The following is a 14,971-nucleotide window of genomic DNA, read 5'->3' on the forward strand; positions in this document are numbered from 1 at the left end:
TCCGGGCCTGATCCGGGACTGATCCGGGACCAGGGCCGTTCCGGGCCGGGGCCGGGCGGGCCGCTCAGTCCGCGGTGAGGCGTTTGCCGAGCCACACCAGGGCGGGCGGGATCTCCCGTTTCCAGGTGTTGAAGTTGTGACCGCCGCTGTTGAGCGTGATCGACGAGACGTGTGCGGGTGCCTTCACCTTCGCGATGAACCGTTGTGTCGCCGCGAAGTTGGACTCGCCGTGCCTGGACGTGGTGACGAGGAAGGACGAGTGGCCCTGCGGCAGATGGTCCAGGCTCCACAGGAGGTCGGACCGCTTCTCCTCGCGCTTGTTCCCGTGGAAGAGGTCACCGGAGTCCCCGTCCACCTCCGGCTTGTAGTCCGCCGACAGGCCCACGCCGGCCGCGAACGCCTCCGGGTGCTGCAGGGGTATCTTCAGCGCGCAGTAGCCGCCGGTGGAATCGCCCATGAAGCCCCAGTTGCCCGGCTTGGTGCCGACGCGGAACGTGCCCGAGACCGCCTTCGGCAGGTCGTCGGCGAAGAACGTCTCCGTCCGCGGCCCGCCGGGGACGTCGATGCACTGGGTGTTCTGCGGTACGACGGTGGGCCGCATCATGACCAGGATCATCGGCTGCATCTTCTTCTGCCTGGCCTGCGTCCACGCCGTCTTCGGGTAGTGCAGGCCCTTGATCAGGTTCTCGGCGAGCCCCGGGTAGCCGGTCAGCACCACCGCGGCGGGGAACGTCTTCTTCGCGTACTCCTTCTGGAAGTACTCCGGCGGCAGGTAGACATAGGCGGAGCCGGCGAGCCGGGACCGCTGTCCCCGTACCGTGACCTTCTGTATCTGGCCGCCGACGCGGGGCGTTCCGGCCCCCGGGACGTCCACCTTCTGCCTCCCGACCAGCTGCACCTCCGAGCTGCCGGTCAACTGCCCGGCGCGGACCTCCGACCCCCGTTCCTGGCCGAACAACTCGGTCCAGGAGCCGACGAGGAGGAACGTGTTGTTCGCCGCGAGCCCCATCGAGCAGAACAGCAGCGCCTGGACCGCGCAGATCAGACCCGCCCGGCCCAGGACCGCCGCCCAGCTCCGGCGCGCCAGACGTGGCCACTGCCAGATGGTCACGGCGAACAACAGCACCGTGCACAGCACGGCCACCACCAGAACGTTGGTACTCCTCAGCCCCATAGCGTGTGGCTCCCCGCCCTCTTCGCTCCGGGCGGACCGCCCGGACGCACCGCACCAGGGTGCGCACCGGGGTAGATCGCGATCCGGCCCGATCCGTTCCACCGGCGGGTGCCCGGCGCGCGGAGAGAAAGATCACCGGCGAGGCCGGGCATGTCGCGCCGTGTCCAGGGCGGTCGTGCCCAAGACGTCTTGTCCAGGACGGTCGTGTCTAGGACAGCGCGGCGTCCGCGGTCGTGCGCGTGCGGAGCGCCGCCCGGCGTTCGTCGGCGGCCGACAGCCAGAAGTAGACCGGGGGCAGGCCGAGTTCGAGGGCCGTCAGGACCAGCTGGAGCCAGTGGGGCCGGCCGACGTCGGCCCAGGATATGAGCCTGCCGACACCGCCGAGGAAGAAGATCCCGGCGAGCAGGCGCACCCCCTTCGACGGGATCGGCGACTGCCGGGCCACCCGGATCCAGGCCAGGCCGTAACCGAGGAAGACCGCGCCGAAGAACCGCACCAGACTGTCCGCCGTCGCACCGCTCGAACTCCCGTCGGGCACCGCTCTCATGCCGACGGCGAGGTGCGCGACGCCGATCGCCACACAGGCGATTCCCAGAATCCACGAAAGCCACTTGAGGAGCCCGGCCATGTCGAGTGATCACCCCTTCGCCTTAGTAGGCAGGTGTCTACTAACGTCGACGGTAGGGCTCCCGGTAGACACGCGTCAAGTAGTCTGGGCGGCGTGACCACGCGCCGCAGACTCGACCCCGGTGAGCGCCGCGACCAGTTGCTCGACGTCGGAGCCCACCTGTTCGCGGCGAAGCCCTACCACGACGTGCTGATGGAGGACGTCGCGGAGAGCGCCGGCATCTCCCGGGCCCTGCTCTACCGCTACTTCCCCAACAAACACGCCCTGTTGGCCGCGATCTACCGGCAGGCCACGGACCGGCTGCTGGCCGACACGCACATCGACCCGGAGGGCTCCCTGCCGGAACAGGTGTCCGCAGGGCTCGACGTCCACTTCGACTACTTCCACGCGAACAGGCACACGGTGCTCGCCGCGAACAGGACGCTCGCGGGCGACCCGGTGATCCAGGCCATCATCACCGATGAACTGGGCGAACTGAGACGCCGTCTGCTCGACGCGACCGGACTCGACGGCGGCTCGCGGGAGGCGGCCTCGGCCGCCCTGACGAGCTGGCTGGCCTTCGTCCGCGTGCTGTGCGTGGAGTGGCTGGCGAACGAGGCGTTCTCCCGCACCCAGTTGCACGACATGTGCGTCGGCGCCCTGCGGGGAGCACTGGGCGCGATCACGGACGCCGACCGGCTCTTCGGCGCCTGACCGACCCCGGCCGCGGGGTTCGGCGAACGGCCGTCGGCCGCGGGTACGGCCGCGCGGGCCGGACCGTCCCATGGCGGTGGGCCGGGGCCGCGTGGCGGTGTCAGCCCCGCAGCGCCGAGTTCAGCACCGCGGCCAGGCCCCGCGCGGACGGCCGTGCCGTGTACGCGAACAGCAGCCGCCCCGTCCGGTGGGCCGTGCGGTTGTCGACGAACCACGGCGGGACAGGGGACAGCGCCCGCGGCGCGGCCCGGAAGGGCCCGGTGACCACGGTCCGCTCCACCCCGGGAAGCAGCAGCGCGTTGTGCACCGCGCCGATGCCGCTGCCGACGTCGGCGAGCGTGTGCCCGGGATACGCGCCCCACACCGCGCGCGGCACCGCGTAGCCCACCGCCGTCCAGCAGTTCACCCCCACCGTGCCGTAGCGCAGCCTCGCCACGGCCTCGTGGAACCCGGCGCCGAGCGCGCGCAGCGTCCGCGGCGGGGCGATCAGGTTCACCCCGAGCGTCCCGGACACCGCGGAATCGCAGAACTCCACGGCCCGGTCGAGGAATTCGGCGGGGGTACGGCCCGGCAGCGCCGTGACGGCGAGGACGGGCCCGAAGAACTCGCCGCGGAACGCCGCGTCGTCCGCGCCCGGGCCGACACGGGGCAGGAGCGTGCGCGGCACCTCGGCGGAGTCCAGCAGCTCGACGTCCGGCCGGCCCGCGACCGCCCGGTTCCAGCGCTCGGCCGCCCCCGGATACCAGGCGGCGCGGGCGGGCGCGGCGCGCAGCGCGGCCCGCAGCTCGGCGAGGAACTCCGCACGGGCGTCCCAGTGTTCCGGCACGACCACCACCTGTACGGCCGCGCAGTTGAAGCCGTTGTTGCTCAGCTTCTGCGCCGCGAGGTGCCGCGCCTGGAAGCGCAGGTCCGCCCGGCTCCACGGGCCGGGGAGGACGACTGCGGGCCCCACGCCGCCGAGTTCGCTCGTGACCGGCTTGCCGAGGAGAGGCCTGCCCGCCGCCCTGCGCGCGGCCCCCTCGGGCCCGGGGCCGAACACGATCGCGTCGTGCGTGGCGGCGCTCCCGGTGATGTGCACGGAGGTGACGTCCGGGTCGTTCACCAGCGCGGACCCGGCCGCCGCGCCGCCCGTCGTGATCCGCACGAACCCCCGCTCGACGAACGGCGCGAAGACGTCCCGCAGCAACGGCGCCAGGTAGTCGTTGACCGGGTTGAGCTTCAGCAGCACCACCGTCCCGGCCGCGTACAGCCGGTGCAGCACGTCGAGCGGCGCGATGGAGTTGATGTTCCCGGCGCCCAGGACCAGACACACCCCGCCCGCCTCCGGCCGCGCGCCCCGCCCGGCCCCGGCCCGCGCCCGCGCCTCGTCCACGCCCGGCGCCAGCCACACCTCCGCCCGGAACCCGTACAACAGCAGCCGGTCGGCCGGCTCGTACGGCAGGACGCGGACCGCCGTCCGGCCGCCGGGCCGGGCCGCGAACCGGGCGCGCCGCAGCGGATCGCGGCCCGCGCCGACCGCCCGGAGCGTCGCCGCCAGCGCGTCGACGTAGGCGAGCAGCGGATACGGGCCGGTGAGCCATTCCTCCCCGGCCGCCGGTGACCCCGGGGCGATGCCCTTCGCCCGGCACGACTCCGCCACCCAGCGCTCCGCCACCGCGACGATCCGCGGGCGCACCGCCGCCAGCAGGGCCAGCCGCCCGGCGACCGGCAGGGCGGCCCACTCGGCGGCGGCACCGCGCAGCGCCGACGGCTCCGTCCGTTCCACACGCGCCCCCAGGCACCGTCGTCTCGAAAGTGCAGCAGTGCGTCGAACATGCCCGGTCCACCGCCCCGTTGGCAACGCCCCAGGGCCCCGCGTACACGCCGTGGACGCCCGGTAGACGCCCCGCAGACCGGGCTGCGCCTACGTTGCAAGGCATCGGTACTTCCGCAGTCCGCGCCGCGCCAGGAGGTGGGTCGCTGATGAGCCCGGTCATCGTGGTCGACCCCGATCGGCTCCAGCAGTTCGGGGACCCGCAGGGCGCGGTGTTCTGTCTGGTGACCAATCCCGGGCTGATGACGGAGATCGGGATCGCCGGGGGCGGCGGCTACAAGACCTGCCTGAAGGTCCCGATGGACGAGGGCGAGACGTTCGAGGACGTCCTGCGCGACCGCGTCCCCGAACCCGCCCACGTCCTCGCGATCTCGCCGCACGCCTTCTTCGCGTCACCGCGCCCCGAGGACCTCGGACCCCGGCGCAAACTGATGGCGATGGCCTGCAACTCCACGCCCACGACACCGGAGACCGTGCGGCACTTCCTCCGGGTGATGGAGCGCACCTCCGCGGCCGAACAGGGCGCGTTCTCCGACACCTTCTTCGACCGCCTCGAAGCGGCCGGCCACCTCGTCTACCGCGACGACCGGCGCGGCACCCGGGCCGTCCTGCGCCATCTCGACGACGGCCTGGAGTGGAACCAGCAGGCCGGCCCCCTGGACTGGGGCGAGCAGCAGATCGTGCCGTCCGGCGAGATCAGCGTGCTGCCCGTGGAGATCACCGAGTTCCACGAGGACATGCGGCTGCCGCTCGAAGGCGAGATCGTCCTCTCCGGATACCCGATCCTGCACAACGGGACCCCGTCCTACACCCGCCGGGACCAGGCCCGCGTCCACGGGGAGCTCGCGGCGATGACCGGCGGCGCCGTCGTCGCCCGCGTCGAGGCGGGCGCCATCACCGGACTGCGGGCCGACACCCCGGCCGCACAGCCGGCCGTCGACATGCTGGAGGCGATGTTCGCCGTCGACTCGCGCTACCGCATCGTCTGGGAGATCGGCCACGCCCTCAACACCAGCCTCGACCTGCTCCCCGGCAACCATGCGATGAACGAGGTGTACGGAGGCACGGACGGCTGTCTGCACTGGGGCCTCGGGCTCACCCCGTACACCCAGTACCACCTCGACATCATCTCTCCCGGGACCACCGTCTACACCGACACCGGGACGCGCGTCCTCGGCGTCGACGGCGGCTACGCCGAGGACCGCGTCGCCACCGCGGTGCCGGGCTCCGCGTCCGGGCCGCGCCCATGAACTCCCGTACGGGAGAACGCCACCGAGCTGTCCGGAAGGAGGATCCGCAGTGCAGCAGACCGACAAGAAGATCAAGGTCAAGAAGAACAGCAACTACCTGGGCACCCTTCTGGGCTGACCCCGCAGGAACGGCGGAACCGGCCCCACGACGGGCTGAACGCAGGCCTGCCGCGGCCGGACCCGCCGCGTCAGGAGGCGGGTGGGCCGACTGATGCCCGGCCCACCCGCCGAACCCCAGCGTCGCACACCCCGCCGCCGCCCCGCCGTCGATCCCCGCCGATTCAGTCGCCGATTCAGTCGTCGATCCAGGAGGAAGCCGTGGAACCCCCTCTGGCCGTACACCCGGCGGCCTACCGGCAGTTCACCGCCCCCGAGGGAACCTTCTGCCTGATCACCGACGAGTCCACGGCCGGTGACTTCGTCATCGAGGGGCCGCACGACTACGCCGAGGCGCTCGTCGTCGCCGCGGGCCCCGAGGACACCCTCCAGAGCCTCCTGGAGACCCGCGTCCCCGACACCGCCGACCTCCTCGTGATCCGCCCGGGGACGTTCGTGACCTCGCCCGACCCGGCCGCCGTCGGCGCCCGCCGCATCGCCGTCGTGCCGTGCGGGTCGACACCGGTGGAGAAGGGGCACCTCCGCTACTTCCTGTCCGTACTGGAACGCACCGACCCGGCCGCACAGGCCGCCCGCGCCGACCGGTTCCTCACGGGCCTGGAAGAGGCGGACGAACTGCGCATCGTCGACGCCGGCATGGGCACCTCCTGTGCCGTCGGCCTCGGCGACCCGGACCTGGAGGTCAACCTCCAGGCCGGCCCCCTCGGCCCCGGCGAGCAGCAGATCGCCCCGAGCGGCGAGATCAGCGTCCTGCCCCTGCCCATCACCGGCTTCGACGCGGACCGCCGTCTCGACCTCGACGGCGAACTCACCCTGCACGGCTGGCCGATCGTGCACGCGGGTCACGACCCGGCCCTCGCCCGGCCGCAGGAGGACCTCTTCCGACAACTGCTGCCGCTGCACCGGCACCCCGTCGTCGTCACCGTCACCGCCGGGGCCATCATGGCCTGCCGCCCCGGGACCGCCCACCCCGCCGCCGCGGCCGCCGCCAAGGCCCTCGACGCGCTCCTGGACGCCGACGAACGCTACCGGCCCGTGTGGGAACTCGGCTTCGGCATCCACACGGACATGGCCACCGTCCCCGCCAACTGCGGCCTCAACGAGGTCTACGGAGCGACGAACGGCGTGGTGCACCTCGGACTCGGGCTGACCCCCTTCACCCGCTTCGCGCTCACCTTCCTGTGCCCCGGTTCCGCCGTCGTCGACGGAACCGGCGAGGTCCTGCTGGGCGCCACCGCGTCCCCCCGCCGCCTGAGGCGGACCAACAGGGCGGGATGCGGCTGCCATTGACAGCCCGTCGGCCAGTGCCGGACAGACTAGGAGAGGACCGCATGAAGAACGGGGACTTCCGCACCCGGGTGGACGCCTACCTCGACCTGTGTATCAAGGACTTCTACGAGACCATCCCCTCCGCCCGCCACCAACTGGAGGCGAAGGAGATCAACCTCGCCTACTACAAGCGCCACAACATCGAGACCATCCTCCGGCTCCGCCGCAAGCGCACCGTCGACGCCCTCGCGCTCCGCCACTGGACCAAGACCGACCCCGTCACGGCCAAGAAGTGGGCGCACTACACCGAGGACGAGATGCTGCACGACGCCCTCTTCGCCGCCGACCTCGCCAAGGTCGGCGTCACCAAGGAGGAGATCTACGGCACCGAACCCCTGCTGTCGACCAAGCTCCTGACCGGCTACCTCCAGTACGGCCTGGAGTACGAGAACAGCCCGCTCGCCCTGGTCGCCAGCGTCTACTTCGTCGAGTACACCACCACCCGCACCCAGCCCTCCTGGCTGGACAACCTGGAGAAGTCCCTCGGCGCGGACAAGGTCAAGGGCCAGCGCGCCCACGTCGGCACCGACCTCGACGACGACCACGACGACTTCGTCTGGGACGTGCTCGCCGGCCTCGTCCGCACCTCCGAGGACCAGGCCCGCACCCTCGCCCACCTCAGGGACATCTACCAGCTCTGGCAGCTCTACTTCCTCGAACTCCACCGCCTCACCGTCGACCCGCACCAGCGCCTGGACCTGCCCGCCCCGCTCGAGGCATGAGATCCGCACCGGCGGCACGCACAACGGGGGAGACACGATGACGACGGCCACGGCGGACCGCCGTGCCATACGGCTGATCCACATCAGGCCGCCGCGGGAGCTGACCGCGGAGCGCGAGCGCTGGCTCGTCGACGGACTCGTCGATGCCCTGCCCGGCCTGCGCATGCGCGAACTCTTCGCCCTGCGCCGCGACATGTTCCGGTCCGCCGGCCTGATCACCGTGGCCGTCGACCCCGCCACCGGAGGCGCCGTCGGCGCCCTCGCCACCCGCCCCGGACACCTCCCCACCGGGCAGCCACTGCTCCACGCGACCACCCAGTTCGTCGCCGAAGGGCTGCGCCGCACCGGGCTGTTCCGCGCCACCTGGGGCGCCCACTTCGACGCCCTCGGACACACCGCCGACGACCTGCCGCGCCTGATCGCCCTCAAGACGTACAACCCGGTCGTCTACTGCGGCATGCGGGCCTTCACCCGGATTCCCGGCACCTCGCTCTACCCCGACTGCTCGGGCGCGCCCCAGGACGGCACGCACCTGGAACGCGCCGAGCACATCGCCGCCCGGCTGTCCCCGGGGCACCCCTTCGACCCCAAGACCGGGGTGATCTCCGGCGCCGGGGTCCCGCCGGACCTCTACCCCGGGCTGCCGCTGTGCCGGGACGACACGGTCAACGCCTACTTCGCCCGCACCACCCGGCCCGGCGACCGCGTCCTGTGCGTCTTCGACGTCGGCACCCGCGACGCGGCGCACGCCCTGCTCGGCGCCTTCCACGCCCGTACGGCGGCCCGGGGAGCGGCCCGATGACCGGACACTTCCCCGACAGCTACCCGACGGCGCGGCAGACCTTCCTCGCCCGCGCCGCGGCCCGCGGCGTCACCCCCCGCGGCCACCGCAACGACCGCGCCACCGGCCCCGCGGGCGAACGGCTGTACACGGACGTGGCCCGGTTCGGGCCGCCCGGCGCGCGCCGCGTCGTGCTCTGCGTCAGCGGCACCCACGGCATCGAGGGCTACGCGGGCTCCGCCGTCCAGTCCGCGCTCATCGCCGACGGCTACCCCTACGGCACCCCCGACGTCGCCTTCGTCGCCGTGCACGCCCTCAACCCCTTCGGCTTCGCCCACCGCCGCCGTGTCGACGAGGACAACATCGACCTCAACCGCAACTTCGTCGACCACGCCCGGCCCCCGGCCAACGCCCGCTACCCCGGACTGCACCCGGCCCTCGTCCCCGACGACTGGGAGGGCCCGGCCCACCACAAGGCGGACGCCGCCCTCGGCGCGTACGCCGCCGTACACGGCCTCCGCACCCTCCAACAGGCCGTCACCCAGGGCCAGTGGACCCACCCGGACGGCCTCTTCTACGGCGGCACCGCCCCGACCTGGTCGCACCGGACGCTGCGCGAAGTCGTCGCCGAGCACACCGCGGGCGCCGAACACGTCGCGTACGTCGACCTCCACACCGGACTCGGCGCCCGCGCCGCCGTCGAACCCATCTTCCGCGGCGGCCGCGACCCGGGCGCCCTCGACCGGGCCCGCGCCTGGTACGGCCCCGCGCTCACGGTCTCCGAGGACGGCACCTCCAGCTCCACCCCGATCACCGGCAACACCGCGGGCCTGGTCGCCGACGTCCTCGGCGACGGCGCACGGCTGACCGCGATCACCCTGGAGATGGGCACGGCCGACGGCCTCGCCGTGCTCACCGCGCTGCGCGCCGACAACTGGCTGTGGCTCCACCCCGAACGGCGGCCCGCCCTCGCGGCGGGCATCGGGCGGCGGATGAGCGCGGCGTTCTCCCCGGACGACCCCGGATGGCGCCACGCTGTACCGAGAGCCGCGACCGGCGTCCTCCACGCGGCGCTGGCCGGGCTCGCCCCCGAGACGCGGCCCCGGCCCGCACGACCGTGACCCCTCCGCCGCACGCCCGCGTGCGGACGAGCACAGAACGGACTGCACACGACATGTCGATCGGCTCGATGCCCCGGCCGCTGACCGCCGGGCTGGACGCGCTGCTCCGGGACCGGGCGCAGCGGACCCCCGAGGACCTCGCCTTCCGCTTCGTCGCGGACTCCCGCGAACCGGACGCCCCGGGACACACCCTCGCGGTCACCCGCGCCGCCCTGGACACCCGGGCGTCGGCCCTCGCCGCCGCCCTGCGCGCCCGGGTCCGGCCGGGCGACCGCGTCCTGCTGCTGCACCCGCACGGGCCCGAGTACGTGGCGGCGTTCCTCGCCTGCCTGTACGCGGGCGCCGTGGCCGTGCCCGCGAACCCGCCGGACACCCCGGCGGGCGCCGCCCGGGTCGCCGCGATCGTCCACGACGCCCGGCCCGCGCTGTTCGCCACCGTCACCGAACACCTGGCGGACTATCGGAGCAACCCCGGCCTGCGCGGCGTCCCCGGCCTCGCCACCGACACCGTCGACGACTCCGAAGCGGCCGCGCCGGGCCGCTCCACGGCGGCCGGGGACACCGCGTTCCTCCAGTACACCTCCGGCTCCACCGGGGACCCGCGCGGCGTCGTCGTCACCCACGCCGGACTCCTGGCCAACATGGCCGCGATGCGCGACCGCTTCCGGCTGACGCCCGACGACCGCCAGGTGTCCTGGCTGCCGCCGTACCACGACATGGGCCTGATCCTCGGCATCCTGCTGCCGCTCTGCTCGGGGATCGACGCCGTCCTCTCCTCGCCGTTCGAGTTCATGGTCGACCCGCTGAGCTGGCTGGAGAACCTCACCCGCTTCGGGGGCACCTTCAGCGCCGCCCCCAACTTCGCCTACGACCTGTGCGTCCGCAAGGCCACCCCGGAGCGGGCCGCCGCCCTGGACCTCTCCGCGTGGCGGCTCGCCGTCAACGGGGCGGAGCCGGTACGGCGTTCCACCGTCGAACGGTTCACCGAGCGCTTCGCGGCGGCCGGGTTCACCGCCGGGCGCGTCACCCCGGGGTACGGGCTCGCCGAGGCCACGCTCATGGTGTCAGGACCCGACCCCGGCACCGGGGTCCGCGTCACCGGCCCGCCCACGGGCGCGGGGCCCGGCCCCCTCGTCGTCGGCGTCGGCCGCCCGGTGACCGGCACCGAGGTGCGTATCGTCTCGCCCGACACCCTGCGCACCCGCCCGGACGGCGCCGAGGGCGAGATCTGGGTGCGCGGCCCCGGCGTGGCGGCCGGCTACTGGGCCCGCCCGGAGACGACCGCCGCCACCTTCGCCGCACACCCCGCCGACGCGCCCGGCACCGGACCGTACCTCCGCACCGGCGACCTCGGGCTCGTCCGCGACGGCGAACTGTACGTCACCGGGCGCCTCAAGGACCTCATCATCGTGCACGGGCGGAACCACTATCCGCAGGACATAGAAGAGGCCGTCTGGTCCGCCGACCACCGGCTGCGGCCCGGCTGCGCCGCCGCCTTCGACACCGAGGGCGCGGACGGCACGGACGGCTCCCGCGTCGTCGCCGTCGCCGAGTACGACGGCACGCCCGCCGAGGCCACCGCCGTCGGCGCTGCGGCCTGCCGCGCCGTCGCCCGGGACTGCGGCCTGCGCCTCGCCGAACTCGTCCTGATCCGGCGGCGCACCGTCCCCAAGACCAGCGCCGGCAAGATCCGCCGCGCCGCCGCCCGGGACGCCTACCTGCACGGCGGCCTCGACGAGATCGCCCGCGTGCCCGCACCGCTGTCCGGGGCGGACCGCGGATGACGGCCATCACGGGCGGGCAGCCGCGCACCGGCCTGGAGAAGACCCTCGGGGACGTCTGGACGCGCGTCCTGGGCACCCCGGTCGGCATGGACGACAACTTCTTCGACCTCGGCGGCGACTCCCTGCTCGCCGCGGAACTCGTCGCCGGTGTCGAACGCGACCTGATGGTCCGGCTGCCCCGGCGCGGCGCCGCCGAGTTCGCGACCGTGCGCCGTATGGCCCGGTGGATCACCACCCACACGCCCGAGGACGCCGCCGAGCGCACCCTGGTCCGCTTCTCGCCGCCCGGCGGCGAGCGGCCCGCGCTGTTCTGCGTGCACGGCATGGGCGGCCACGTCCTGGTGCTCGGACAGCTCGCCCGGCGCCTGGAACACCTCGTCCGCACCTACGGCTTCGAGGCCGTCGGCCGCAACGACGCCACGCGCGGCGACCGCACGGTGCCCGCCATGGCCGCCCGCTACGTCCGCCACATGAAACACGTCCAGCCGCACGGCCCCTACCTCCTCGGCGGCTACTCGATGGGCGGCGCCGTGGCCCTGGAGATGGCCGCCGCCCTGACCGCCGACGGCGAGCGGGTCGACCACGTGCTGCTGCTCGACTGCGACCTGCGGCCGCCCGACGTCCCCGCGATCCGGGCCCGCGCCGTCGAATTCGTCTCCCGCGCCCTCGGCCAGGACCCGCCCGTCACGGCCCCGTACGCGGAACTGGACGCCGCGGCCGCCGAGATCCGCCGCCGCGCGGGCGGCGACCGCTCCGGCCTCGCCCCGCACGAGGTCGCCCGGTTCGCGGCCGTCTACGTGGAGAACGCCCGCGCCCTGGCCGGCTGGACCCCGCCGCCCTACGCCGGGGACATGACACTCGTCCACACCCGCGACGGCACCCACGACGGCACCGGCACGACCGGCCCGGACGCCTACGGCTGGGGGCCCTACGCCGCGGGCGGACGGTTCCGCGCGGTCCAGGTGCCGGGCGACCACTGGACGCTGTTCTCCACCCACGTGACCGAACTGGCGGCGGTGTGCGAGTCCGTGCTCCGCCCGACAGCAGAACGAGGAGTCAGTGATGACCACAGTTGAGCACCCGTCCGGCCCGCCCGCGGGCGCGGCGGACATCGCCCGGCGCGAACGCGAGCTGCTGGACGCCGCTCAGCGGTACAGCTTCCGCGGCCGCATCGACACGAGCGCCTTCAACGGGCCCGTGTTCGCGTCCGCCCGCGGCTCCGTCGTCACCGATCTGCGCGGCAACGACTACCTGGACTTCAACTCCGGCCAGATGTGCGCCGCCCTCGGGCACAACCACCCGCGCATCCTCGCCGCCATCCAGGAGGCGTGCGACACGATGCTGCACGCCCACAGCAGCCACTTCAACGTCCACGAGATCGAACTCGCGGCGAAACTCGGCGAGTTGCTGCCCGACCCGCTCACCCGCAGCCTCTTCGGCGAGTCCGGCGCCGACGCCAACGAGATGGCCCTGCTGCTCGCCCGGATCCACACCGGCGGCCGCGAGGTCTTCAGCCCGCACGTCAGCTACCACGGCCTGTCCGCGAGCGCCCGCTCCGTCACCTTCGCGGGCTGGCGGCGCGGCCACGGCCCGCTCTCCGGCGACTCCTACGCCCTCCTCGCCCCCTACTGCTACCGCTGCCCCCTCGCCAAGACGTACCCGTCCTGCGGACTCGCCTGCCTGGACGCGAGCTTCGAGCTCGTCGACGCCCAGGCCACCGACCAGCCCGCCGCCGTCATCACCGAGCCGCTGTTCAGCGCGGGCGGCGTCATCGACCCGCCCAAGGGCTGGCTCGCCCGGCTGCGGGAGCTCTGCCACGAACGCGGCATGCTCCTCATCGTGGACGACGAGCAGACCGGACTGGGCAAGCTCGGCACCCTGTTCGGCTTCACGGACGAGGACGGCACCCAGGTCGTCCCCGACATCGTCACCCTGGCCAAGCACCTCGGCGGCGGCGTCGGCATCAGCTCCGTCACCACGACCGACGCGATCGAGGACAAGGCCGTCGGGGCCGGGCTGACCGTCACCCGCTCGCACAGCAACGACCCGCTGCTGTGCGCCGCCGGCTCCGCGAGCATCGACATCGTCGTCGAGGAGGACGTACCCGCCAAGGCCCGCGCCCTCGGCATCCGCCTCCGCGAGCACCTCGCCGCCCTGATGGAGCGTTACGAGATCATCGGCGACCTGCGCGGCCGCGGCATGCTCGTCGGCGTCGAACTCGTCCGCGACCGCGACACCAAGGAACCCGCCCTCGACGAGGGCAACGAGATCGGCCGCCGCTGCTTCGAGGCCGGCCTCATCTTCAGTGTGCGCCGCGGCGGCGGCGTCCTGCGCTTCGTCCCCCCGGCCAGCACCACCCTCGACCAGATCGACCAGGGCATGGAGATCCTCGGCAAGGTCCTGGAAGAGGTGAGCACGGACTCATGACACCGCCGCTCCCCACCCGCCGCCTCGGCGCCCTGGAGGTCTCCGCCATCGGCCTCGGCTGCATGGGCATGACCGACTTCTACGGCGCCGCCGACCCCGCCGCCGCCGTCCGAACCATCCGCGAGGCCGTCGACCTCGGCGTGACCCTCCTCGACACCGCGGACGTCTACGGCCCGCACACCGGCGAGGAACTCGTCGGCAAGGCCGTCGCCGGACTCCGCGAACGGGTCACCGTCGCCACCAAGTTCGGGCTGCGCCGCGGCCCCGGCAACACCTGGCTCGGCATCGACGGCAGCCCCGCCTACGCCAGGGCCTGCTGCGACGCCTCGCTGCGCAGACTCGGCGTCGACCGCATCGACCTGTACCAGCTGCACCGCGTCGACCCCGCCGTGCCCGTCGAGGAGACCGTCGGCGCCCTCGGCGAGCTCGTCACGGCCGGGAAGGTCGGCCACATCGGGCTCTCCGAGGCGTCCCCGGACACCGTCCGCAGGGCCCACGCGACCCACCCCGTGACCGCCGTGCAGTCGGAGTACTCCCTGTGGTCCCGCGACGTGGAGAACGGCCTCCTGGCCACCCTGCGCGAGCTCGGCATCGGCCTCGTCGCCTACAGCCCGCTCGGGCGCGGCTTCCTGACGGGCACGCTGACCTCGCCGGACGCCTTCGCCGAAGGCGACTACCGACGGGCCAGCCCCCGCTTCCAGCCGGAGAACTTCACCGCCAACCTCGGCCTCATCGAGCCGTTGCGGGCTCTCGCCCGCCGGCACGAGACCACTCCGGCCCAACTGGCCCTGGCCTGGCTGCTGTCACGGGGCGAGGACGTGGTGCCGATCCCGGGCACGAAGCGCGTGCGCTACCTCCGCGAGAACGTGGCGGCGGCGTCGCTCTCCCTTACGGGGGAGGAACTGACGGCGATCGGCGCGACCGTGTCGCCCTCCCGGGCGGCGGGTGACCGCTACCCGGCGCACCGCATGGCAGAGCTGGACGGCTGACGTCCCCCCACCGGGGTGCCCCCTGGGCCCGGTGCGTGGCTGCGGGTCCGCTGTGGTCGCTCGCGCAGTTCCCCGCGCCCCTTGCGGGGCGGGGTGCCGGGCCCCGTCAGGGGCGCGGGGAACTGCGCGACAAGCCACACACG

At 73.5% G+C, this 14,971-nt stretch carries 13 protein-coding genes; 10 read left to right on the top strand and 3 right to left on the bottom strand.

Going from position 1 to position 14,971, the window contains the following annotated elements; translation table 11 throughout:
- Positions 1–64 precede the first annotated feature (64 nt).
- Together ACWD4A_RS13085 and ACWD4A_RS13090 are read right to left on the bottom strand one after the other, a co-directional pair.
- Positions 65–1,174 (bottom strand): alpha/beta hydrolase, encoded by a 1,110-nt coding sequence (locus tag ACWD4A_RS13085; RefSeq protein ID WP_451193091.1) that lies wholly within the window; start codon positions 1,172–1,174, stop codon positions 65–67.
- Positions 1,175–1,382: 208 nt separating this feature from the next.
- The gene (locus ACWD4A_RS13090; protein WP_451193093.1) at positions 1,383–1,802 is read right to left on the bottom strand and encodes a DUF4345 domain-containing protein; all 420 of its coding nucleotides are present in this window, start codon (positions 1,800–1,802) and stop codon (positions 1,383–1,385) included.
- A 93-nt stretch (positions 1,803–1,895) separates the two neighbouring features.
- Between ACWD4A_RS13090 and ACWD4A_RS13095 the strand changes: the two genes are divergently transcribed.
- Entirely contained in the window at positions 1,896–2,495 is a 600-nt protein-coding gene (locus ACWD4A_RS13095) for a TetR/AcrR family transcriptional regulator (RefSeq protein ID WP_451193095.1), read from the top strand.
- 100 nt (positions 2,496–2,595) lie between these two features.
- Here the strand turns inward: ACWD4A_RS13095 and ACWD4A_RS13100 are convergent, their stop codons facing one another.
- Complete coding sequence (locus ACWD4A_RS13100) at positions 2,596–4,260, bottom strand: aldehyde dehydrogenase family protein (RefSeq protein WP_451193097.1); 1,665 nt, start codon at positions 4,258–4,260, stop codon at positions 2,596–2,598.
- A 197-nt stretch (positions 4,261–4,457) separates the two neighbouring features.
- Between ACWD4A_RS13100 and ACWD4A_RS13105 the strand changes: the two genes are divergently transcribed.
- From ACWD4A_RS13105 to ACWD4A_RS13145, 9 genes are all read left to right on the top strand, one after another.
- On the top strand, positions 4,458–5,558 hold the full coding sequence (locus ACWD4A_RS13105; protein WP_451193099.1) for a hypothetical protein: 1,101 nt from the start codon (positions 4,458–4,460) through the stop codon (positions 5,556–5,558).
- Positions 5,559–5,876: 318 nt separating this feature from the next.
- Positions 5,877–6,965, top strand: a complete 1,089-nt coding sequence (locus tag ACWD4A_RS13110) for a hypothetical protein (RefSeq protein WP_451193101.1) — start codon at positions 5,877–5,879, stop codon at positions 6,963–6,965.
- 41 nt (positions 6,966–7,006) lie between these two features.
- A complete protein-coding gene (locus ACWD4A_RS13115) occupies positions 7,007–7,726 on the top strand; it encodes an iron-containing redox enzyme family protein (RefSeq protein WP_451193102.1) in 720 nt (239 codons plus the stop codon).
- Positions 7,727–7,763: 37 nt separating this feature from the next.
- Positions 7,764–8,528, top strand: coding sequence for a hypothetical protein (locus ACWD4A_RS13120; RefSeq protein ID WP_451193104.1), 765 nt, complete (start codon positions 7,764–7,766; stop codon positions 8,526–8,528).
- On the top strand, positions 8,525–9,628 hold the full coding sequence (locus ACWD4A_RS13125) for a M14 family metallopeptidase (RefSeq protein ID WP_451193106.1): 1,104 nt from the start codon (positions 8,525–8,527) through the stop codon (positions 9,626–9,628). Before ACWD4A_RS13120 ends, ACWD4A_RS13125 begins: the two co-directional genes overlap by 4 nt.
- Before the next feature lie 53 nt (positions 9,629–9,681).
- Positions 9,682–11,412, top strand: coding sequence for a fatty acyl-AMP ligase (locus tag ACWD4A_RS13130; protein WP_451193108.1), 1,731 nt, complete (start codon positions 9,682–9,684; stop codon positions 11,410–11,412).
- Entirely contained in the window at positions 11,409–12,488 is a 1,080-nt protein-coding gene (locus tag ACWD4A_RS13135) for a thioesterase domain-containing protein (RefSeq protein ID WP_451193110.1), read from the top strand. Before ACWD4A_RS13130 ends, ACWD4A_RS13135 begins: the two co-directional genes overlap by 4 nt.
- Positions 12,475–13,839: an aspartate aminotransferase family protein gene (locus ACWD4A_RS13140; RefSeq protein ID WP_451193112.1), complete on the top strand. Its 1,365-nt coding sequence runs from the start codon at positions 12,475–12,477 to the stop codon at positions 13,837–13,839. Before ACWD4A_RS13135 ends, ACWD4A_RS13140 begins: the two co-directional genes overlap by 14 nt.
- Positions 13,836–14,828, top strand: coding sequence for an aldo/keto reductase (locus ACWD4A_RS13145; protein ID WP_451193114.1), 993 nt, complete (start codon positions 13,836–13,838; stop codon positions 14,826–14,828). The genes ACWD4A_RS13140 and ACWD4A_RS13145 overlap by 4 nt, the downstream gene beginning before the upstream one ends.
- The last annotated feature ends 143 nt before the right edge of the window (positions 14,829–14,971 follow it).

This window comes from Streptomyces sp. NPDC002537, assembly GCF_053594975.1.